General features: G+C 65.3%; 14 protein-coding genes. 8 read left to right on the top strand and 6 right to left on the bottom strand.

Annotated features, from left to right (window positions below; translation table 11 throughout):
* Position 1: 1 nt before the first annotated feature.
* Positions 2-11,290, bottom strand: coding sequence for a VCBS domain-containing protein (locus ACZ9A3_RS14680; RefSeq protein ID WP_476253335.1), 11,289 nt, complete (start codon positions 11,288-11,290; stop codon positions 2-4).
* Between the two features lie 362 nt (positions 11,291-11,652).
* Between ACZ9A3_RS14680 and greB the strand changes: the two genes are divergently transcribed.
* Positions 11,653-12,129, top strand: a complete 477-nt coding sequence (gene greB, locus ACZ9A3_RS14675) for a transcription elongation factor GreB (RefSeq protein WP_045194766.1) — start codon at positions 11,653-11,655, stop codon at positions 12,127-12,129.
* Here greB and ACZ9A3_RS14670 read toward each other — a convergent pair whose 3' ends face one another.
* Positions 12,130-14,628: an ABC transporter permease gene (locus ACZ9A3_RS14670; RefSeq protein WP_045194764.1), complete on the bottom strand. Its 2,499-nt coding sequence runs from the start codon at positions 14,626-14,628 to the stop codon at positions 12,130-12,132.
* Positions 14,628-15,311, bottom strand: coding sequence for an ABC transporter ATP-binding protein (locus ACZ9A3_RS14665; protein WP_045194762.1), 684 nt, complete (start codon positions 15,309-15,311; stop codon positions 14,628-14,630). Before ACZ9A3_RS14665 ends, ACZ9A3_RS14670 begins: the two co-directional genes overlap by 1 nt.
* A gap of 10 nt (positions 15,312-15,321) precedes the next feature.
* Here ACZ9A3_RS14665 and ACZ9A3_RS14660 point away from each other — a divergent pair, with 10 nt between their 5' ends.
* The 3 genes from ACZ9A3_RS14660 (at position 15,322) to ACZ9A3_RS14650 (ending at position 17,364) form a co-directional block, all read left to right on the top strand.
* Positions 15,322-15,927, top strand: coding sequence for an arylesterase (locus ACZ9A3_RS14660; protein ID WP_176794241.1), 606 nt, complete (start codon positions 15,322-15,324; stop codon positions 15,925-15,927).
* Positions 15,928-15,983: 56 nt separating this feature from the next.
* Positions 15,984-16,265, top strand: coding sequence for a hypothetical protein (locus ACZ9A3_RS14655; protein WP_010222548.1), 282 nt, complete (start codon positions 15,984-15,986; stop codon positions 16,263-16,265).
* 121 nt (positions 16,266-16,386) lie between these two features.
* Positions 16,387-17,364 (top strand): L,D-transpeptidase family protein, encoded by a 978-nt coding sequence (locus ACZ9A3_RS14650; RefSeq protein WP_093380972.1) that lies wholly within the window; start codon positions 16,387-16,389, stop codon positions 17,362-17,364.
* A gap of 129 nt (positions 17,365-17,493) precedes the next feature.
* Here the strand turns inward: ACZ9A3_RS14650 and oprI are convergent, their stop codons facing one another.
* Positions 17,494-17,745, bottom strand: coding sequence for an outer membrane lipoprotei OprI (oprI, locus tag ACZ9A3_RS14645; protein WP_003259780.1), 252 nt, complete (start codon positions 17,743-17,745; stop codon positions 17,494-17,496).
* A 507-nt stretch (positions 17,746-18,252) separates the two neighbouring features.
* Here oprI and ACZ9A3_RS14640 point away from each other — a divergent pair.
* Positions 18,253-18,537, top strand: coding sequence for a GNAT family N-acetyltransferase (locus ACZ9A3_RS14640; protein WP_010222546.1), 285 nt, complete (start codon positions 18,253-18,255; stop codon positions 18,535-18,537).
* 86 nt (positions 18,538-18,623) lie between these two features.
* Here the strand turns inward: ACZ9A3_RS14640 and ACZ9A3_RS14635 are convergent, their stop codons facing one another.
* Together ACZ9A3_RS14635 and ACZ9A3_RS14630 are read right to left on the bottom strand one after the other, a co-directional pair.
* On the bottom strand, positions 18,624-19,700 hold the full coding sequence (locus ACZ9A3_RS14635; protein WP_045194753.1) for a 3-deoxy-7-phosphoheptulonate synthase: 1,077 nt from the start codon (positions 19,698-19,700) through the stop codon (positions 18,624-18,626).
* Positions 19,701-19,864: 164 nt separating this feature from the next.
* A complete protein-coding gene (locus tag ACZ9A3_RS14630; protein WP_045194748.1) occupies positions 19,865-20,317 on the bottom strand; it encodes a PilZ domain-containing protein in 453 nt (150 codons plus the stop codon).
* A 116-nt stretch (positions 20,318-20,433) separates the two neighbouring features.
* Here ACZ9A3_RS14630 and ACZ9A3_RS14625 point away from each other — a divergent pair, with 116 nt between their 5' ends.
* The 3 genes from ACZ9A3_RS14625 (at position 20,434) to ACZ9A3_RS14615 (ending at position 22,943) form a co-directional block, all read left to right on the top strand.
* Positions 20,434-21,402, top strand: a complete 969-nt coding sequence (locus ACZ9A3_RS14625; protein WP_093380975.1) for a putative 2-dehydropantoate 2-reductase — start codon at positions 20,434-20,436, stop codon at positions 21,400-21,402.
* 42 nt (positions 21,403-21,444) lie between these two features.
* Positions 21,445-22,353, top strand: a complete 909-nt coding sequence (locus tag ACZ9A3_RS14620; RefSeq protein ID WP_093380979.1) for a 5'-nucleotidase — start codon at positions 21,445-21,447, stop codon at positions 22,351-22,353.
* 92 nt (positions 22,354-22,445) lie between these two features.
* Entirely contained in the window at positions 22,446-22,943 is a 498-nt protein-coding gene (locus ACZ9A3_RS14615; protein ID WP_045194744.1) for a universal stress protein, read from the top strand.
* Positions 22,944-22,953 lie beyond the last annotated feature (10 nt).

The raw sequence follows: 22,953 nt of genomic DNA, 5'->3' as shown, positions 1-22,953 counted from the left end.
GTCAGTCCTTGGTCCTTGCGTGTTCGGTCGGTAGGTCGGCGCTGGCGCGCAAGCGCTGCGCGGCCTCGCGCAATTGCGCGCGCAGGCCCGGGGCGGTGCGGTTTTCGGCCGCTGCGGCGAGCTGGCTGTCGCCACGGGTCAGGTTGTCGCGGCTGCTGGCAAACACCGAGGGATCGGCCAGCAGGCCGTCGGCACTCAGGTTCAGGCGGCCATGGCGGCCGAGCATCCAGGCCAGGTCCTGTTCGCTGTCGTTGCGGCTTTGCGCCACGCTGCTGGCAACGAACTGGCCGGGCACCAGGCCGAGCCTGGCCTTGAGCGTGGCACTGCGGATTTCGGGGGTGCGCCCCAGGCTCAGGTCGCTGCCATCGGCTGCCCAACCGGACAGCTCCAGGTCCCGTTCGTCCTGCTCGACCACCGGCGTGACGAAGATCGCCGGTTCCAGCGTCGGCAGCGGCAGGCGCCCGAAGCGGTCGCGGCCGGCGCTGTCCAGGTGCGGGCCAGCCGGTGCCGGAATGAACGGCGCAGCGATGTCCAGGTCGATGACCAACTGGGCCAGGTCGGTAGCCCCGGCCCGGTCGCCGACGGTGTAGGTAAAGACATCCTGCAACACCCGGCCCAGGCCCGCGGCGGCCAGCACCTCGGGGTTGCTCAGGTCGATCTGGTAGCGGTAGCTGCCATCGGCATTGATCACCAGGGTGCCGTAGCGCCCTGCCAGCGGCTGGCCAACACTGCCGCCGGTGCCCGTGGCGGCCTCGCTGCCGGTGCGAATGCCGACTACCTGCAACTGGTCGGCGGCGTCCACGTCGGAGTCGTTGGGCAATACGTTGCCGGTGGCTTGCGGGGCGGCGGTCTGGTCGCTGGCGACGGCATGGTCGTCACGGGCGACCGGGTTGTCGTTGGCCCCCTGGATGAGGATGTGCAGGCGCGCTTCGGACTGCGCGCCGGCAGTATCGCGCATGCGGTAGGTGAACACTTCGCGCAGGGTCTCGCCGGCCGTGCGCAGGGCCTGGACCTGTGGGTTGTTGTCGTCGAGCTGGTAGCGATAGCTGCCGTCGCTGGCCAGCAGCAGTTGCCCGTAGCGACCTTGCAGTACTTGCCCGGCCAGGGCCACGCTACCGTCTTCGTTGCGCACCTCAAGTACCTGGCGGGTTTCGCCGTACTCGACGCCGTCGACATCGCTGTCGTTGTCGAGCACGTTGCCGCTGGCCGGTTGGCCCGGGGTGGCGTTGTCGACACCGCCGGCCTCGATGGCCACGCCGTGGTCATCCTGGGCAATCGGTGTGTCGTTGCGACCTTGCAGGGTAACGATCAACTGCGCCTGGCTTTGCCCGCCGAAGCGGTCGACCACGGTGTAGGTGAAGACTTCCCTGAGGGTCTGGCTGCCGGTGCGCAAGGCCTGCACGGCGGCGAGGCTGTTGTCCACCACATAGCTCCAGCTGCCGTCGGCATTCACCGTCAGGTCGCCGTAAAGGCCGCGCAAGGCACTGCCGAGGGTACCGGCGGTGCCGCCTTCCAGGCGCCCGCCGGTGCGTACGGCGGCAACGCTGAGAATGTCGTGGTCGACGTCGGTATCGTTGCTCAGCAGATTACCGCTGGGGTTCAGCCCCGGCTGGTTGTTGTTCAAGCCGCCGGCCTCGATGGCCACGGCGCTGTCGTCGCGGGCCTGGGGTGCGTCGTTGCGACCGCGAATGAGGATGGTCAGCTGGGCCTGGTCGCTCAGCCCGCCCAGGTCGCTGACCTGGTAGGTGAACACCTCGGTGATGAACTGGTTCGGCCCCAGCGCACGGATCACCGGGTTGCTTGAATCCAGGCGATAGATGTAGCTGCCGTCGGCGCCGACGATCAACTGGCCGTAGAGGCCGTTGATCAAGGTGCCGTTGCTCAGGTCGGTGCCGTCGCTGACTGCATCCAGGCTGCCACCGGCGGCTTCGCTGCCGGCGCGGATGCCGGTAACGACCAGGCGGTCGCCGCCATCGACATCGCTGTCGTTGGGCAGCAGGTTGCCGCTGGGGTCGATGCCGGCGCTGCTGGCGCTTTCGGCGACGGCCAGGGCGCCATCATCGCGGGCCACCGGCGCGTCCCAGGCACCGCGTACCTGCACTTGCAACTGTGCGGTGTCGCTGGCGCCGGCGCGGTCATGCATGCGGTAGGTGAACACCTCCACCAGGCTTTCGCCGGGTTTGAGCGCTTGCACGGCGGCCAGGTTGTTGTTGACCACATACTGATAGCTGCCATCGGCATTGAGCGTCAGGGTGCCGTACAGGCCGGCGAGGCTCAGGCTGCCATTGATGGTGCTGAAGCTGCCGCCTGCGGCTTCGCTGCCCAGGCGCAGGCCATCGACGCGCTTGAGGTCATTGGCGTCGACATCGCTGTCGTTGGCCAGCACATTGCCTTGCGGGTTGAGGCCCGCGGTGGCGTTGGCCGTACCGCCGGCTTCGATGGCAATGGCGCTGTCGTCATTGGCCTGCGGGTTGTCGTTGCTGCCATGAATGCGAATGCTCAGCACGGCGCTGCTGGTGGCCCCGGCCAGGTCGCGGATGCTGTAGGTGAAGGTGTCCAGCAGGCGGTCGGCCGGGGTGCGCAAGGCCTGTACCTGCGGGTTGCTGTTGTCCAGCTCGTAGTGGTAGCTGCCGTCGGCGTTGAGCACCAGGGTGCCGTACAGGCCTTTGAAGGCGCTGCCCAGGCTGGCGATGCGGCCGTCCTGGCTGAGCTGGGTGACCTGCAAGGTTTCGCCATAGGCGTCGACATCGCTGTCGTTGTCCAGCACATTGCCGCTGGGGTTGACCCCGGCGCTGCTGTTGTTCAGGCCGCCGGCCTCGACGGCGATGGCCAGATCATTGCGCGCCAGCGGCGCGTCGTTGGCGCCACGGATGGTGATACTCAAGGTGGCGCGGTCTTCGGCGCCGGCGGTGTCGATTACCGTGTAGCTGAAGCTGTCCTCGAGGGTGTCGCTGCTGCTGCGCAGGGCTTGCACCGCCGCCATGCTGTTGTCCAGGCGGTAGCTGTAGCTGCCGTCGGCGTTGAGCGTGAGCCAGCCGTAGGTGCCGCGCAGCTCGGTGCCCAGCACGCCATCGGTGCCGGTGGCGGTTTTGCTGCCGGTGCGCACCGAGGACACGGCTTTGGTTTCACCGTTGAGCCGGCTGTCGACATCGTTGTCGTTGGTCAGCACGTTGCCCACTGGGTCCCGCCCCGGCAGGCTGTTGTTGCTGCCGCCGGCCTCGATCGCTTCGGCCTGGTCATCGGTGGCCACCGGGTTGTCGTTGCGGCCGAAAATCAGTACCACCAGCTGGGCTTCCTGCGGGGTGGCGGTGCCATCGCTGACGGCGAAGGTAAAGCGTTCCAGGAGGTTGTCGGAGGCATCGCGCAAGCCCTGGACCTGGGCGTTGTCGTTGTCCAGCAGGTAGGTGTAGCTGCCGTCGGCATTGAGCGTCAGGGTGCCGTACTGGCCACGGAAGGCCTGGCCGAGAATGGCACTGGTACCTAACTGGTCGTGGCGCAGCGAAACCACCCGGATCGGGTCGCCATCGGGGTCGGTGTCCTGCGCCAGAGCATTGCCCGAAGGGTTGAAGCCGGCGCTGGTGTTGGCCACGCCGCCACTTTCAATGGCGACGGTGTAGTGGTTCTGGGCCACGGGCGGGTCGTTGACCCCGCGAATGGTGATCACCAGTTGCGCCCGGTCGGTCAGGCCGCTGCTGTCGACCACCTGATAGGTGAAGACTTCGCTCAGGGTCTGGCCGGCAAGCAGGGCCTGCACCGCCGCGTTGCTGCTGTCGACGTCGTAGAAGTACGAACCGTCGGCGCCGATGCGCAGTTCACCGTAGCTGCCGAGCAGCACGGTGCCGTCGTTCGAACTGGTGCCGCCGGCCACCGCAAGCAGCGCACCGCCAGCCAGTTCGCTGCCGGTGCGGATGCCATTGATCTGCAGCAGGCTGTTGGGCCGGTCGGTGCGGTCGACGTCAAGGTCGATGCCGTTGCCTCCCGGCTGGTCGGCCGGGCCCGGGCGGCTGGGGAAGAGGATGACGTTGCCACGGGGGTTGCTCTCGCCGATGGCATTCGGGCCGGAGCCGGCCTGGGCCACGGCCTGGTCGTCACTGGCCAGCGGATTGTCCTGGGCGCCCTGGATGGTGATGCGCAGCTCGGCGATGTCGTTCAGGCCGCCGGCGTCGGTAACCTGGTAGCTGAAATACTCGAACAGGCTGTCACCGGGCACCATGCGCTGCACCGCCGTGTTGCTGTTGTCGACGACATAGCGGTAACTGCCATCGGCGCCGATGGTCAGGGTGCCGTAGCTGCCGACCAGCAGCGTACCGTTGCTGCTGGTGGTACCGGCGGCTACCGGGGTGATCGTGCCGGCCGCACTCTCGCGCAGCGAACGGATACCGGTGACGCTCAGCACTTCGCCATTGGCCTGGCTATCGACGTCGGTGTCGTTGCTCAGCACGTTGCCGGTGGCGTCGCTGCCGGCAGTGCCGTTGGCAACGCCACCGGCCTCGACCGCGATGCCTTCGTCATTGACTGCCACCGGGGTGTCGTTGGCGCCATGCACGGTAACCGTCAGCGCTGCGCTGCTGCTGGCGCCGGCCAGGTCGGTGGCGGTATAGATGAAGCGTTCGACCAGGGTCTGCCCGGCCAGGCGCAGGGCCTGGACCTCGGCGTTGTTGTTGTCGACCAGGTACAAAAATCCGCCGCTGGAGGACACGATCAGGCTGCCGTAGCGACCGCTGATCACGACCGCGCTGCCTGAGGCGAGGTTCTGCGCCGGCTGGCCTTCGAGGCCGATGGCGCTGACCCGCAGCACGTCGGCGTTGGTGGCGATATCGACATCCTGGTCGTTGCGCAGCAGGTTGCCGCTGGGGTTGACCCCCGGCAGGCGGTTATTGGTGCCCCCGGCTTCTACCGCATCGATGGCATCGTCAACTGCCAGTGGCGCATCGTTGACCGGTGCGAGGATGATCTGCAGGCTGTCCTGATCAGTGCGCGCGTCCTGCGGGTTTTGCCCGGGCAGGCCGTCGCCGTCGCCATCGCCGAAGCCGCCGCGGTCGTTGCTGAGCACCGTGAGGGTATCGATGCCGTTGAAGTTGGCATTGCCCAGGTAGACCAGATTGGCCAGGGCCTGGTTGAGCGCTGTGAGGTTGCCGGAGAGGCTCAGGGTACCGCTGCCGTTGCCCACCACCGAAACCCCGGCGGGCAGGGCAGACAGGCTCAAGGTGCCGTGCAGCACACTGAGGGTGATGTCCATGATGCCGTTGCCGATATCGACATCGCTGACGCGAATGCCGCCGATGGCCAGTGGCGTGTCTTCAAAGCCGTTCTGGGTGCCGGGCAACTGGTTGACCGGGGCATCGTTGAGCTGCACGAAGCCGGCGTCGGCGTTGGCGCTGCTGCCTTCGCCCAGGTTGATGTCGATGCGCCCCAGCGCGCTGCCGGCATCCGAGTCGATGCGTACGCGCAGCTCGCCCAGCGGCTGCGGAAAGGCGACGGTGCCGCTGGGCACGTCGATACGGAACACGCCGCTGGGCAGCACACCAAAATGGTAACGGCCATTGGCGTCGGTGGTGGTGGTAAACACCTTGTTGTCGGCGCTGCTGTCGAGGTTGCCGTCCAGGCCGGCCCAGGTCAGGGTCACGGTCTGGCCGGCCAGGCCCGGGCCATCGGGGATGGCGCTGGTCGTGGCCGAGGCGGTGTCGTCCCAGAGTGTGCCCTGGATAAGTCCCAGGCCCGCAGCGTCGCTGAGGATATAGGTGTTGGGGCTGGCGCCAGCGCCGGTGCGTTCGCCCTCGGCGCTGCCGTCGCTGCCGACGCTGGAGCCGCCCCAGCTGTTGAAACTCTCCGGCAGGCTGGTCCAGGTCAGAGTGGCATTGCTGCTGGCGATTGCGGCCAGGTTGGGCAAGGTGACCTGGTAGGTGACCTTGACCTGGTCGCCGACATTGAGCTTGGCAAAGTCGACACCGAGCCCGCCGCTGGTGCCGAACGTCACCCCCGCCGGCAGGTTGCTGGCCGTGTACAGCGTGCCGTTGAGCTCGATGCCGAGCAGGCTGTAGCTGCTGCCGGTCGGGAAGCTGTCGCGTAGCTGCGCGTCGTAGGCGGCAATGCCGCCGGTGTGGGTGAAGGACAAGGCCAGGGTGGCCGTGCCACTGCTGCCCGAGGGGTTGGGGTCGAAGTCGACCACGCGTTTGTCCAGGCTGTTGAAGCGCGGTTCGACCAGGTCCTCGTAAACCGCCTGGCTGCGCGATAACTGCACCCCGCGCGACTGGTCGATGGCAACCGCCGACAGCGACAGGCCGGCGACGTTGGACGCCTGGTTGAGCACCCGTACGTTGAACTCCAGCGACACCAGCTCTTTGTCCAGGTCATTGTCGTGGTTGACCACATCACCCAGGTGAAAGGTGATGACCGTGTTGCCGTTGGCATCGGTGCTGACGCTGATTTGTGCGCCATTGAGAATGCCGCCGGGTGCGGCGCCGAGCAGGTCGGCGCTGATCGGCTGCGCTTCCTGGGCATTCTGTGCGCCATTGATGTTCAGTTGCCCGCCGTTGATCAACGAGGCGATGCTGCTGCTGATGCCCTGGTCGGAAATGAACGCAATGCGGGTGTTGCCGTCGTTGAGAAACCCCAGGCCGTTTTGCAGGGTGACCTGCAGGCTGTAGTCGCTGGTGCTGCCCTGGGCCAGTACCGCCACCACCCGGTAACGGATGATTTCGCCGATGGCGACCTGTTCGCGCTCGCTGTTGGTCGGGTTCGGCGCGGCGCTATCGCTCAAGCCGCCGACCCGGGATATCTCCACGCCCTGGTTGACCGGCACACGAACACTGAACGCGGTCTGGTAGTCGTTGAGCACGCCGCTGTTGAGCATGCCATCGGCCCCGGTGCGCTCGCCGGCCGGGTCGAAACCGATGTTGCCGGTGCCATTGAGGCTGCTCCATTGCACGCTGGCGAGGTTGTCGAAGCTGGCCACGCTGGCGGCGCTGGCGTTCACGTCGCCGACCACGGTAATGAAGATTCGCCCGCCCTTGGCGATGTCGATGTTGGCACCGTTGACGCTGCGCAACTGGTTGCCGACCAGTTCGAAATCGCCGCCGCCGTTGTTGCTGGCGCCGCTGTAGTTCACCGACAACAGTTGCAGGTTGCTCAGTTGCGTGGGCAGGTTGTCGAGAAAGCGAATGTCGAAGGCATCGAAGTCGCTGGCACTGCTACCGTTGCTGATGACGATCAAGTAGCGCACCCGCTGGCCTTCATCGACGCCCAGGCCCGGGCCGAAGTCGGCCGCGATGTCCACCACCAGGGTCGGCTCGCGCACGGTGACGGTCGGCCGTCCGCCGCTGAGGGCGACGGTACGGTCAAGGGCGTTGCTGCCGTTGGCGGTATCGCCATCGGGGTCGCTGAAGTGGATTTGCGCACTGTTTTGCAGGGAACGGTTGCTCTGGTTGCCGTCGACGTTGCTGACCGTCAGGCGCACGCGAATGACAAAGCTGTTGTTGTCGCCGCGGTTGTCGGCGGTTGCGCCGGCATTGCTGAAGGCCAGGCGCAAGCTGACGCCGTCGCCGCCAAGGCTGCCGCCGATGGCTGAGATAGCCTGGCTGCCGAGGCTGCCATTGAAGTCGGCGGTCAGCGCCGCGCTGCCGGCCACTGTGGTGATCAACTGGTAGCCCTGGCCGCCATTGAAGCTGGTGTCCAGGCGCAGGCCCGGCGGGATCAGGTCGTCGATGCGCAGGTTGCGGGTGTCGCCTTCGGGCAGGGTGACCTTGATGTCGTAGAGCATGCTTTCGCCGACCACCAGGTCGCTGCCGCTGGTATGGCTGGCGCTGGAGTCGCCGTTGTCGAGGCTGCCGCCGGCGAAGGTCTTGCGTACCTCGGGGGTGGCCACTTGCTGGTTGGCCAGGTCTTGCAGGTCGGTGGGGGTGAAGTCGCTGCCGCCGTTGACGCTGGCATAGTTGCTCAGAGTCGCGGTGCTCTGCAGGGTACGCCCGGCCTCGATGCTGGCGACGACCTGGACGTCGTAGGTGATGACCACGATGTTGGCGCCAGTGGTGTCGGCGGCGGTCCCGCTGCGCCCGGGCAACAGGCTGGCCACGGCGCCGGCGTCGAGGAAGCTGATCTGATTGCCGTTGACCTCGTAGTCAACGCCACGCACCAGCAGGCTGCCATCGCCGCGATAGACCTGCAGGTTGGCGGCGCCCAGGCTGCCGCCGACAAAGCCCAGGCCATTGGGCAGGCTGATGCCGGTGACCACGTCGAAGGCGCCGCCGCCGCCGGTGTTCTCGATGGCGGTGGCCAGGCGCAGGGTGTCGCCGCCATCGATGCCGCTGACGTTGCCGTCGATCTGGCTCAGGCTGGTGATCTGGCCGCTGAACGGCACGCCGCTGGTGCCCGGTGCTTTCCAGCTGCCGCTGGTGCCGGTGACGCTGCCCTGGCTGCTGGACACCACGCCGTGGGTGAGGGCCAGCACTGGCTCGGCGATCGAGGCAATCAGTGCGACATCGGAAGAAATCAGCGGCCGGTTGTCGATGGTGGTGAGCTGGCTGGATTGCGCCAGGACGTCGAGCGAACGTTGGTCGGCGAAGGGTTGGTCGCCGACCCGCAGGGTGAACTGCACCTCGATCCGGCTGCCATTGGTCAACGCCGTGGTGTAGTCGCCAAAGTCGAAGATTACCGCGTTGCCGGGGCCGCTGGTGACGCTGTCGACGCCGTCCGGGTTGCTGTTGCCAGCACCGAACGACCACTGGCCGACACCGTTGCCCTGGCTCCAGTTGATGGCGCCCAGGTCGAACAGTGGCAAGGGCAGGTAGGCGGTGAGCTTGAACTGCTCGTAGTCGCCGGTCACCAGGTCGTAACTCAGGCGGAACGTCACCAGGTCGCCGGGACGCAGCTCGCCGTTGGCCGGCGGCACGCCGTTGTTGACCGTCACCAGTTCGATATCCACGGTGCGCGTGGGGATGGTACTGGTGGTAGTGGAGCGGTCGCTCTGGTCGTAGCCGGTCAGGTTGAGGGCATCCTGGATCAGGGTTGCACTGACCTGGGCATTGTTGCCCAGGCTGTCGCCTTCGTTGATCTCGCTGTGCGGCGGGTAGGGCGTGGTGTAGCTCTGGGCAACCACGGCGTTGTAGCCGATTACCGCCGTGGTGGCGCCGCGGATCAGGTCCTGGAACGCCAGGTCGCCCAGCAGGGCGCCGAGGCTGCCGTTGGCATTGCGCAGCGACTGGGCAATGTCGAAAGTCAAGGTGGTGCTGCCATCGACATTGAGCGTGGTGCCGGTCACCAGCGCCACGGTCTGGGTACGACCGGCCGAGGTGATGGTCAGGGTGGCCGGGCCGGAGACGCTCAGGCCATCTCCGACCTGGTCGACGACCACGAAGCGGCCTTGCTGGAACAGGGTCTGGCCGAAGGCAAAATAGTCGGAAATCGCCAGGTTCAGGCTGTAGTGCAGGGTGTCGCCGGGGGTGATGCCGGCCTGGCCGAGGTCGGTGATCAGGCTGACCTGCTTGAGCAGGGTGATCGACTTGGCAACAAAGTTGGTGTCCTGGCCGGTGGCGGTAAAGTCGATGTCGTTTCCCGGAGTCGAGACGTCACGCGGGTCGAGCGGCACCCAGTTGCCACTGACGGTGGCGCCGGCGACGGTGATGGTGCGCTCGTCGCCGGTCAGGGGGTCGATGACCTGCTGGCCGTTGGCATCGACATCCGGTACATAGAAATCCACCACGGTGCTGGTAGCGGCGCTGAGGGTGGCATAAGTGACGGTGTAGGCGTCGATGAACACGTCCCTGGCGGCGATCAGGGTGGCGATCTGCGCGGGGTCGGTAATCACCCGGCCATCGTGCAGGGTGATCGAGGTCAGGCTGCCGCCGGGGCCGGGGGTGATGGCGTTGACCTGGACATTGGGCGGCAACGGCTGGGTCACCACGACATTGCTCAGGGTCTGGCCCGGCGCCGGGGTGACGGTGCTGGTCAGGGTGCGTTCGTAGTTGGGGCCGGTCGCGGTTTCGCCTTCCGGGGTGGTGACGGTCTGGGTCTGGGTCAGCACCGTGGGGTGGACCACGAAGCTTTGCAGGCTGGCTTCCACCAGGCTGGGGTCACTGGCCGGGTTGTCCAGGGCATCGTTGCCGAACTGGAAGCCGCTGCGCGCGCGAATGGTCAGGTCTGGCGAGCCGTTGGAGAAGTCGGTATCGGCCAGTTCGCTCAAGCGTGCGTTGATCTGCACGCTGATGCCCGGTTGCCCCTGGGAGACACTGGCGTACGGCAGTTGCAGCACCACCAGCTGGTCGCCGGCGCGCAATCCGAGGCTTGCGGCATCGAGAATCAGTGCGTTGCCGCTGCTGTCCTTGGCCAGCGGGTGGCTGGCCTTGCCATTGGCGTCGAAGGTAAGCACATACGATTGCACGTTCTGGCCAAGATAACTGGCCGAGACAAAGCTGACGCCGTCGTCGCCATCCTTGCCGGTGGCCGGCATGAACAGGTCGATATAGGGCGCGAAGCCGACCTGGCTTGAGGGGTTGCTGAAGGTCAGGTCAAAGCTGAATGCGCCGCCGAGCAGCACGTCCGAGCCGCCAGACGAAATGCCCAGGGTCGGGCTAGCATTGGCCAGCAGGCTGTCGAAGCTGCTCAGGGCTGTCGCAGACAGGGCGATGGCCTGGTCGATGTTGCCGTTGCGCACCTCCAGGTTCCAGTCGCCGCCCAGCCGCGCGCTGCCGCTGTCGTTGCTCGAGGCGCCGACGTCGGCACCGGTCCAGCGTGCCAGCTCATCGACCAGGGTACGCCCGGCGCTGCCTTCGCCCACCTTGCAGCCGTACAGCTGGATATCGGCACCCTCGCTGAGCGCCTGGCGCCACTGGCCCAGCGGCGTGGCGAACTGCTCGATATTGTCGGCGCTGAGGGTGCTGCTGCCGAGGGTGAACTGGCCGGCGGCGCCGTGGGAGAGGATCTGGATCGAATCGACCTGGCCCAGTTGCGCCAGGCTTGCGGAAATCGCCGCCAGGCCATCTTGCTGACTGTCGACCACCAGTACCTGGACATCTGCCGGCAACTGGGCGAGCAGTTGTTCGCGGCCTTCAATGCGGCTGTCGAGCACCAGCAGGTGGCGCGCGGCCGAGGGTTGGGCCGGGGCATCGCTGCGAGCTTCGGTGTGAGTGGCGGGGGTGGCCAGGGCGCTGTCCTTGTTGCCCGCGCTGTTGTCGTCGCCAGCGTGCTGCTGGTCGGCCGCTGCGGCAGCGGCGCCGTCGAACAGGATCCGCTGCTCCAGCGCCATGGCCCGGCGCTGTGGTTTGAAAAAAGGCGGTTGTACGCCAGGTCCGGTCATCCTGTCCATTTCATCACCTCAGGCCTGCTTCGCTTGGGCAGGCCAACGCAGAACAAACACCTTCAGTGACCTGCCCGGCAGACACTGAAAAGGTCCCTATGTTTGCAACGACGGTTCTACTGTGTGCTGACCTGTATCAGGCCTGGCAGAACCCTGGCACTTCACATTCCTTGTGATTTTTTGCTGTAGGTGATTTCTATTTATATCGCCAGATGTTTCAACGCGCTAGTGGCAGTGGCGTGCTTCACGTCAAGTTTTCGCTATTTACACCGTCTGGCTGGCGCAGTTCGCCTGCTCTGAGGCACAGTTGCAGCCTGAGCACATGCCGGCTGCTGGCTGGCGGTCACCGAGCGAGAACACTGTTGAGCACGAAGATCATCACACGTGGCGGCTACGACGCCTTGAAGCAGGAGCTGGATCAGTTGTGGCGGGTCACCCGCCCCGATGTCACCCAGAAAGTCACCTGGGCAGCGTCGCTGGGCGATCGCAGCGAGAACGCCGATTACCAGTACAACAAGAAGCTCTTGCGCGAGATCGACCGCCGCGTGCGCTACCTGCGCAAACGCCTGGAAGACATGCGCGTGGTCGACTATTCGCCAGAGCAGGAAGGCCGGGTGTTTTTCGGCGCCTGGGTCGAAATCGAGAACGAGGAGGGCGAGAGCAAGCGCTTTCGCATCGTTGGCTACGACGAGATCTACGGGCGCATGGACTACATCTCGATCGACTCGCCCATGGCCCGCGCCTTGCTGAAAAAAGAGGTCGGCGATGAAGTCATCGTCCAGACCCCTTCCGGCGAGATGTGCTGGTGGGTCAACGCCATCGACTACGTCAAACCCTGATCAGCCCTCACGCAGTACCGCCAGCGGGCTGGCATTGAGCGCCCGGCGCGTGCCGTAGACCCCGGCACCGCCGACCAGCAGGGCGCCGAGGACCGGCAGCAACAGCAGCCATGGGTGCGGGCTCCAGTGCAGGTCGAAGGCGTAGCGGTACAGCACCAGGGTGATCAGCTCGCAGCCAATCGCCGCCAGCAGGCCGCTGGCCGCCCCGAGCAAGCCGAACTCGATGCGTCGGGCCTTGACCAGCAAACCGCGCCCGGCGCCCAGGGCGCGCAGCAGGGCGCCCTGGCGAATACGCTCGTCGAGGGTCGCCTGCAAACCGGCGAACAGCACCGCCAGGCCCGCCGCCAGCACGAACAACAGCACGTACTCCACCGCCAGGGTGACCTGGGCGAGGATGCTGCGCAGTTGTTCCAGCAACGCATCGACCTGAAGGATGGTCACCGCCGGGAACGCCCGCGACAGCGCTACCACCTGCTGGTCATGCCCGGGGGCCAGGTAGAAGCTGGTCAGGTAGGTGGTCGGCAGGTCCTGCAGGGTCTGGGGCTGGAAGATCATGTAGAAGTTGGGCTGGAAACTGTCCCAGTTGACCGTGCGCAGGCTGCTCACCTGCACCTGACGTTGCAGGCCGCCGATGCTGAAGGTCAGCTGGTCACCGAGTTTGAGCTTGAGGCTCAGGGCCAGTTCGGCTTCCACCGAGACGCCGGGCAGGGCATCGGCCGGCGGTTGGGCCTGCCACCACTGGCCTTCGCTCAGGGTGTTGCCCTGGGGCAGGTCGGCAGCCCAGGTCAGGCTCAGGTCGCGCTGCACCGCGCGGTCGCCGGTGGATTCCTTGCTGACGATCTGTTGCACCGGCTCGCCGTTGATTGCGGTCAGGCGTCCGGGGATGACCGGGTACAGCGGCGCGGCTTCGGCGGAGAACTCGCTCAGGCGCTGGGCGAAGCTGTTCTTGTCGTCGGGCAGGATGTTCAGGGCGAAGTAGTTGGGGGCGTCCTTGGGCAGCTGGTTCTGCCAGGTGTCGAGCAGCTCGGCGCGCAGCAGGGCAATCAGCGCCATGGCCAGCAGGATCAGGCCGAAGGCCAGCGATTGCCCGGCCGCCGCCAGCGGATGGCGCAGCAACTGGCCAAGGCCCAGGCGCCAGGCCAGCGGGCTGCCGGCGAGCAGGCGGCGCAGGCTGCGCAGGCCGAGCAACAGCAGGCCGCCCAGCAGCAAGGCGGCCACCAGGCCACCGCCGAGCAGGGCGAAGGTCAGCAGCAGGTCGAGGCTCAGCCGCCACATGATCAGCCCGAGGGCGAACAGTGCGGCGCCATACACCAGCCAGCTGCTGGCCGGTACCGGCAGCAGGTCGCGGCGCAATACCCGCAGCGGCGGCACCCGGCCCAGGGCGGCCAGCGGCGGCAGGGCGAAACCGGCCAGGGCCACCAGGCCGGTGGCAATCCCGGCCAGGGCCGGGCCGATGCCGCCAGGTGGGATCTGCGCCGGCATCAACCCCTGCAGCAACTGGAACAGGCCCAGTTGGGCCAGCCAGCCGAGCGCCGCGCCACACAGCGCAGCGATGCTGCCAAGAATCGCCAGTTGCAGGCAGAACAGGCTCAGCGCCTGGCGCCGCGACAGGCCCAGGCAGCGCAGCAGGGCGCTGGCATCGAAACGGCGGGTAGCGAAGCGGCTGGCCGACAGGGCCACGGCGACACCAGCGAGCAGCACTGCCACCAGGCTGGCCATGTTCAGGTAGCGTTCGGCCTTGCCCAGGGCGCCGCCGATTTGCTGGTTGCCATCGCGCGAATCCTGCAGGCGCTGGTTGGCGGCAAGGTTTTTACTCACCGCGTCACGGTAGCTGGCCAGGGCTTCGGGCTCGCCGCGCCAGAGTTCGCGGTAGCTGACCCGGCTACCCGGTTGCACCACCCCGGTGGCCTCAAGGTCGGCAAGGTTGATCAGTACCCGTGGGGTCAGGCTATAGAAGTTGCCGGCGCGGTCGGGCTCGTAGGTCAGTACCCGGCTCATGCGCAGGGTTTTCATGCCGACATCGATGCTGTCGCCGATCTTCAGCTCCAGCGCTGCCAGCAGCCGTGGCTCGACCCAGGCCTCGCCCGGTGCCGGGCCGCCACCGGCGGTTTCGCTGGCATAGGGTTCGGCGGCGCTGCGCAGCTCACCGCGCAGCGGATAACGGTCGTTGGCCGCCTTGATGCTCGACAGCTGGATGCCGTTGTCGGTGGCGATCACGCTGGAGAACTCGACCACCTGGGCATGCTGCAGGCCCAGGGCGGTGCCGCGGCTGATCTGCTCGGGGGCGGCCGGCGAGCTGCCCTGCAGCACCAGGTCGGCGCCGAGGAATTCGGTGGCGCGCAGCAGCATGGCGCCATTGAGGCGGGCGCCGAAGTAGCCGATCGCGGTACTGGCCGCCACCGCCACCAGCAGGGCGAAGAACAGCACGCGCAACTCGCCGGCGCGGGCGTCGCGCAGCAACTGGCGCAGGGCCAGGGGGAACAACGGCAGGCGTTTCATCAGGGCTCCAGCGGCGCGACCAGGTGGCCGGCGTCCAGGCGGATCAGGCGACGGCAGCGCTGGGCCAGGCGTTCGTCATGGGTGACCAGTACCAGGGTGGTGCCGCGCTCCTTGTTCAGTTCGAACAACAGGTCGCTGATGCGCTCGCCGGTGTGGCTGTCGAGGTTGCCGGTCGGCTCGTCGGCAAACAGCACCGCAGGCTCGGCGGCAAAGGCGCGGGCGATGGCCACCCGTTGTTGCTCGCCACCGGACAACTGGCGCGGCGAGTGGCTCAGGCGCTGGCCCAGGCCCACCCGTTCGAGCAGGCTGCGGGCGTGCTCGCGGGCATCGCGGCGACCGTCCAGCTCCAGCGGCAGCATGACGTTTTCCAGGGCGTTGAGGCTGTCGAGCAACTGGAACGACTGGAACACGAAGCCGACATGCTCGGCCCGCACCCGTGCGCGCTGGTCTTCATCCAGCGGGCCGAGGTCGTGGCCGGCCAGGGTCACGGAGCCTGCGCTAGGCAGGTCGAGGCCGGCCAGCAGGCCGAGCAGGGTCGATTTGCCCGAGCCCGAGGCGCCGACGATGGCCAGGCTGTCGCCTTGTTTCAATTCCAGCGAGAGTTCGTGCAGGATGGTCAGGTCGCCTTCCGCGCTGGGGACCACTTTGCTAAGGTTGCGCGCACTGAGAATGCTGGGGCCCATGGAGAATCCGATGCGAGTGTGGTTATTGAGTGCTGGCCTGGCCTTGATGTGCCTGGCCCAGGGCGCAGCCGCGGGGACCGTGCTGATTGTCGGCGATAGTATCAGTGCCGCTTTCGGCCTGGATACCCGCGAGGGGTGGGTTGCCTTGCTGGAAAAACGCCTGAAGAGCGAGGGTTTCGACGCCAAAGTGATCAATGCCTCGATCAGCGGCGACACCAGTGCCGGCGGCCAGGCGCGGCTGCCGGCGCTGCTTGCAGAGCACAAGCCGGAGCTGGTGGTGCTCGAATTGGGCGGCAACGATGGCCTGCGCGGGCAGCTGCCAACGCAATTGCAACAAAATCTTGCCTCGATGATCGACCGCTCGCGGGCTGCCGGCGCCAAGGTGTTGTTGCTGGGCATGCGCCTGCCGCCCAACTATGGCAAGCGTTACAACGAGGCTTTTGCCCAGGTGTATGAAAACCTGGCGACGGAAAAACAGGTGCCGCTGGTGCCGTTTTTCCTCGAAGGGGTGGGCGGTGTACCCGAGCTGATGCAGGGCGATGGCATCCATCCGGCGCAGGGCGCCCAGGCCAGGTTGCTGGAAAATGCCTGGCCGCAACTAAAACCGCTGCTTTGACGCTTTTATAGTGACCGGCTTTCGGCTAATGTTGCGCCCCCGATTTGGAGCCCCCGATGCCGCGTCCCGCCTGGTCCCTGTATGCCTATCAATTGATCGAGCCTGACGAACAGCTTGACCTGTTCGCCTGCCAGGAGATCCGCGTCCACCTGGTAGCCCGCCAGCTCGAGCTCGGTGGCTCGGCCGACCGCACCCTCTGCGGCACCCTGTTGCCGGCGCAACCGCGCTGGTCGCAGGCCGAGCGCAGCATCTACCGTGACCGCCGCCTGTGCTCGCTGTGCCGGGCAATTCTCGATGCCCAGCGCCGTGGCACGCGGCCAGTGTGGCCCGAGCTGTAACGCGCTGATATAACCTTTCATCCCCTGCACCGCCAACTGCGCCCGGGACATCTCCCTGTTCCGCGGGGGGCGGTGTACAATCGATTGCTTGACTCAATTGAATTAGCGAAGGATTTCCCGGATGTTGCCGCGCTTTCCCGCCGTCACCCGTTGCCTGTCCCTGGCCGCCCTGCTGGCGGCAGGTCCCGCTGCTGCGCTGGAGTTCCCCCTGCCGCCTCCCGGTGAAGACGTCATCGGCCAGGTCCAGGTGATCAAGGCCAAGTACGAAGACACCTTTGCCGACATCGGCACCGCCAACGACCTTGGCTACCTGGAAATGATCGCCGCCAACCCCGGCGTCGACCCGTGGCTGCCGGGCGCCGGCACCGAGATCATCCTGCCGACCCGTTTCATCCTGCCGCCGGGCCCGCGCGAAGGCATCGTCATCAACCTTGCCGAGTACCGCATGTACTACTACCCGAAAGGGCAGAACGTGGTGCATACCTACCCGCTGGGCATCGGCCGTGAAGGCTGGGGTTCGCCGATCGCCAACACCAGGGTCACCGCCAAGACCCCGAACCCGACCTGGACGCCGCCAGCCTCGATCCGCAAGGAGCACGCCGAAGACGGCGACATCCTCCCGTCCGTAGTACCGGCAGGTCCGGACAACCCGCTGGGGCCGTTCAAGTTCACCCTCGGCGTGCCGGGCTATCTGATCCACGGTTCGAACAAGAAGTTCGGCATCGGCATGCGCACCAGCCACGGCTGCTTCCGCATGTTCAACAACAACGTGCTGGAACTGGCCAAGATGGCCCCGGTCGGTGTGCCGGTGCGCATCATCAACGAGCCGTACAAGTTCGGTATCAGTGCCGGCAAGGTCTATCTCGAGGCGCACACGCCGCTGGACGACAAGGGCGACCCGTCGGTGGTCGACAAGCACACCGCGGTCATCAACGCCCTGCTCAAGCGCGAAGACCTGGCCAACAACCTGCGCATGAACTGGGACATGGTTCGTGATGTGGTCGCCGCCGAAGACGGCATGCCGGTGGAGATCGCCGTGCCCAATGGCGCTGGCAACCCGGCGCCGATGGTGTCCAGCGTGCCTTACGACATGCAGTAAGCCATTCCTGCTGTACCTGAGGCCTGCCATCGTGCAGGCCTCGTCGTTTCTGCTGTTGCACTTTCACGGCGGCAATAAAAAAGCCGACCCACAAGTGGGTCGGCTTCCAATAACAATCCCGAAGGACTATTACTTGCGGCTGGCTTTGTCCAGCATACGCAGAGCACGCTCGTTAGCTTCGTCAGCGGTCTGTTGTGCTTTTTGAGCAGCAGCCAGAGCGTCGTCAGCTTTGCGATAGGCTTCATCGGCACGAGCTTGTGCACGAGCAGCTGCGTCTTCGGTAGCGGTCAGACGAGCTTCGGTTTCTTTGGATACGCTGCTGCAACCGGTAGCCAGGACTGCGGCCAGAGCCAGAGCAGAAAATTTCAGAACGTTGTTCATCGTGTTCCCCTTCAAGGACTTTCTATTAAATAGCCATCTCTCAAGAAAGAGAAACTGGCCGGCGTACATAGTACCCATTACTTGTAGTAAGTAAACTGACAGAGCGCAAGAACTGCAAAAAAATGCGCCTGTCCCGGGTCCGCCACAGCCTTATGTAGAAAAACTGTGAAGGCGCCGCATGCGCGGGTGCTAACAAGTGTAGCAAGTGTGTAATTTGTTGAACTAAAAGTGACTTAAAGTGTCATCCTTCGTCATAGCACTACAACATCCGGCAACTGTTCAGGCCGATGCTCGCCGCCGTGTCCGCTTGCCACAAGTGGGTGAAATTTGCGACCAGCCACCTTGAGCATCCGGGCATCGGGCGCCTACTATTTGTACGTGCTCATTTGCCAGAGAACAGCCATGCTCTTCTCGTTGTCCAATGGGGCACGGGGTGGCGTAGAGGTTCCTTCGCCGGACAAACATCGGTAAGGTAGGGTCATAGCACAAGACCCGCGAGGAGTAGTGATGAGCGAGGCGTTGTCCATCCACCATGACCAGGCTGGTCATCAGTTCGAGACCAATGTGGACGGTCATCGTGCTTACCTGACCTACATGGACCTGGGTAAGCAGACCCTGGATATCTACCGCACGTTCGTGCCCAACGCGTTGCGTGGCCGGGGTATTGCTGCGGCGCTCACCGAGCAGGCGCTCAAGTACGCCGAAGACATGGGCTATACCGTGATTCCGTCGTGCTCCTATGTTGAGCGCTACATGGAACGTCAGCAAAAGCACGCCACCAACAAGGCCTGAAGATCACGAAGGGCAGCCCTTTGCGCTGCTGTTCAACGCACCAACAAAAACGCCGGGCAATTGCCCGGCGTTTTTGTACCTGCCTGTCAGCCGCGCTGGCGTTTGGGCAACACGTCCTTGAGCTTGGCGTGCATGCTGCGCAGGGTTTTCTCGGTGGACGCCCAGTCGATGCAGGCGTCGGTGATCGAGACACCGTACTGCAGGTCGTTGAGGTCTTTCGGGATTGCCTGGCAGCCCCAGTTCAGGTGGCTCTCGACCATCAGGCCGATGATTGACTGGTTGCCTTCGAGGATCTGGTTGGCGACGTTCTCCATCACCAGCGGCTGCAGGGCCGGGTCCTTGTTGGAGTTGGCGTGGCTGCAGTCGACCATGATGTTCGGCTTGATCCTGGCCTTGGCCAGGGCCTGTTCGCACAGGGCGACGCTGACCGAGTCATAGTTGGGCTTGCCGTTGCCGCCACGCAGCACCACGTGGCCGTAGGCGTTGCCCTTGGTGGTGACGATGGACACGCCGCCTTCCTGGTTGATACCAAGGAAGCGGTGCGGGCTCGACACTGACTGCAGGGCGTTGATGGCAACGGTCAGGCCGCCGTCGGTGCCGTTCTTGAAGCCGACCGCGGAGGACAGGCCCGAGGCCATTTCGCGGTGGGTCTGGGATTCGGTGGTGCGCGCGCCGATGGCCGACCAGCTGATCAGGTCCTGCAGGTACTGCGGCGAGATCGGGTCGAGGGCTTCGGTGGCGGTCGGCAGGCCCATTTCCGCCAGGTCCAGCAGCAGCTGGCGGCCAATATGCAGGCCGTCCTGGATCTTGAACGAGTCGTCCAGGTACGGGTCGTTGATCAGGCCCTTCCAGCCGACGGTGGTACGCGGCTTTTCGAAATACACGCGCATGACCAGGTACAGGGTGTCGGACACCTCTGCCGCCAGCACCTTGAGGCGCTCGGCATACTCGTGGGCAGCCTTGATGTCGTGGATCGAGCAGGGGCCGATCACCACGAACAGGCGGTGGTCCTTGCCGTCGAGGATATTGCGCACCACTTCGCGGCCGGCAGTCACGGTCTGCAGGGCGGTAGCGCTGAGGGGGATTTCCTTCTTGAGCTGATCGGGGGTGATCAAGGTCTCGTTGGAGGCAACGTTTAGGTCATCGATCGGTAAATCAGCCATCGTGTTACTCGTCAGGTCACGGGTGCCGGCCGCCAGCGATCCCCGTGCGGCGGAGCAGCGAAAATTGTACGCAGCGGGGAGCCGAACCTTAGCGCGTTACACCGTGGCTCGACAATGGGCAAGGGCGGCTTTCCTGCAAGGAAAAGCCCACAGCCACGGGGTTTTTACCCCGGAAGGAGGATTTCCCGGGTATGGCTTGCCTCAAGGCTGGCCTCGGAGAACTCGCCGGCGTGCAGGCTGACCCACTGCTGGGCGAGGGCTTCGACATCGGTATCGGGGTTGGCGGCGTGCTCCCGGGCCTGACAGAAGTGCTGGATCTGGCACACCTGTTCGCCCATGCGTGCGCCAAACAGCGCCTGTTCGTCGATAAAGGCAATACCCACCCGGTAGCCGTCCTGGTGCTTCTGGCACCAGGCCACGTAACCTGGGTAGCGCGCCTCGGCGCCGAGGGAGGGAATGAGCATTTCCACCGCCATGCCGCGTCGGTAGGCCCGAGGGTGGTTGCAGGCGATTCCGCCCAGGCTGATAGTGTGCAGCCGTTGGCGGAACAGTTTGGGCGACTGACGCAGGGTCAGCTCCACCGGAACATCGTCCGGGTGCAGCAAGAAACCACGCATGCTCGACTCCGTGTCGATTTTTTGACCTTGTTCGCCTCAGTATAGTGAAGGTTCGTAAAACGTATGATTTGCGTGTAAAAAATGTGAACAGAAAATGAACGCTTGAGGAGAGCAGGATGAACACGAGCAGCCCGCGTATCGGCGTAATCGGCACCGGTGCCATTGGTGGCTTCTATGGCCTGATGCTGGCGCGTGCCGGGTTCGAGGTGCACTTTCTCTTGCGCAGCGAGTTCGACGCCGTTCAGCTCAACGGTTTGCGCCTCGACAGCGCCGTGCATGGCATCGTGCAGATGAAGGTTTCGGCCTACGCCGACGCCGCCGACATGCCGCCCTGCGACTGGCTGCTGGTGGGCGCCAAGACCACCAGCAACGCTGAATTGGCGCCGTTGATTGGCAAAGCGGCGGCGCCGGATGCCAAGGTGGTGCTGCTGCAGAACGGCCTGGGTGTCGAAGAGCAGCTGCGACCGTTGCTGCCGGCCAACCTGCACCTGCTCGGCGGCTTGTGCTTTATCTGTGTCAACCGCGAAGCGCCGGGGGTGATCCGCCACCAGTCGCTGGGCGCGGTGAACCTGGGCTACCACAGCGGCCCGGCGGTCGATGACGACAGCCGCCAGCAGATTGTCGAGGCCGGGGCGGCGCTGTTCCATGGCGCCGGCATCGATTCCCAGGCCATGAGCAACCTGGCCCAGGCGCGCTGGCAGAAGCTGGTGTGGAATGTGCCCTACAACGGGTTGTCTGTGCTGCTCAAGGCCAGTACCACGCCGCTGATGGCCGATGCCGACAGCCGCGCATTGATCCAGGCGCTGATGGCCGAAGTAGTGCAGGGTGCCCGTGCCTGTGGCCATGAACTGCCGCAAGGCTATGCCGAGCACCTGTTTGCGGTGACCGAGAAGATGCCCGACTACTGGCCGAGCATGTACCACGATTTCGCCCAGCAGCGGCCACTGGAACTGGCGGCGATCTACGCCGAGCCGTTGGCCCAGGCACGGGCGGCGGGCTGTGAGTTGCCGAAGATGCAGGTGTTGTATCAGGCCTTGGCTTTTATTGACCGGCAAACAGCACCGCCCCTGCAGGAGCGGGCTTGACCCGCGATGAGGCCCGCTAGAACAGCGCAATAGGAGCAGCACATGAGCAAGAACCTCGGTGACAAACTGGTCGTCGCCATCTCCTCCCGGGCGCTGTTCGACCTCAGCGAGAGCCACCGGCTGTACCTGGCCGAGGGCGTTGAGGCGTATCGCCAGTACCAGATCGAACACGAAGACGAAGTGCTTGAACCTGGTGACGCTTTCCCGCTGGTGCAAAAGCTTCTGGGCCTGAACGCCCATCTTGGCCAGGCGCGGGTCGAGGTGGTGCTGGTGTCGCGCAACAGCGCCGATACCGGCTTGCGGGTGTTCAATTCGATCGAGCATCACGGCCTGGGTATTTACCGCGCCGCCTTCGTCGGCGGTCGTAGTCCTTATCCGTATCTGGCGGCGTTTGGTTGTCACCTGTTTCTGTCCACCGATGCCGATGACGTACGCAGCGCCCTGGAAGCGGGCTTTGCCGCCGCCACTATTCTCTCCGGTGGCGCCCAGCGTGCGGCCAGTGACGAGCTGCGCATCGCTTTTGACGGCGACGCGGTGCTGTTCTCCGATGAGTCCGAGCGGGTCTACCAGCTCGGCGGCCTCGAAGCGTTTCAGGCCAGCGAGCGTCAATCGGCGCGTGAGCCGTTGCGTGGCGGGCCGTTCAAGCCGTTCCTGGCGGCGCTGAACCTTTTGCAAAAGGAGTTCCCGGAAGGCGCCTGCCCGATCCGCACGGCGCTGGTCACCGCCCGTTCGGCACCGGCCCATGAGCGGGTGATCCGCACCTTGCGTGAGTGGGATATTCGCCTGGACGAATCGCTGTTTCTTGGCGGCCTGGACAAATCGGCGTTCCTCGAAGCCTTCGCCGCCGATGTGTTCTTCGACGATCAGGCCGGCCATTGCGAACGGGCCCGCAGCGTCGTCGCCACTGGCCATGTGCCCCATGGGATCAGCAACGAACCGACCCTGGGCTGACTGGCAAACCTCGGCGCCGGACGGCCCTGCGGCCGGTCTTGGCGCTGCTAAGCTGAAGCTTGCTCTGCCGTCGTGGCAGTCGAGGAGGTCGAATGATCCGTTCCATGCTGTATGCCACTGACCTCGGTGTGTACGCGCCTTTTGTCATGCAACACGCGCTGGCGCTGGCGCGGACCTTCAACGCAGAGCTCTACGTCATTCATGCAGTCGAGCCCATGGGCCAGTTCGCCGAATCACTGCTGCAAAGCTACCTGGACGAGCAGACCCTCGATGAACTGCACAGCGAAGGCGTCACCACGGTGATGGCCAACATCGAGCAGCGGGTCCTGGAAAACTTTCGTGACGAATTAGGCGAGGAGGCTGACCTGGCCCTGATCAAGGCCGTGCGCGTGCGCCAGGGCGACCCGGCGCAGGTGATTCTCGAACAGGCCCAGCGCCTGAGTGTCGACCTGCTGATCTTCGGCAGCCACAGCCAGGGCGCCGGCGTTGACATTCCGATTGGCCGCACCGCTGTGCGCTTGCTGCAGCTGTCGCCGGTGCCGGTGTACATGGTGCCGCTCGCGCAACATCTCGGTCGTAGGAAGTCTTAACTGGGTGACG

The organism is Pseudomonas sp. TE4620 (assembly GCF_056279045.1).
This window is presented reverse-complemented; position numbering and strand designations above follow the sequence as displayed.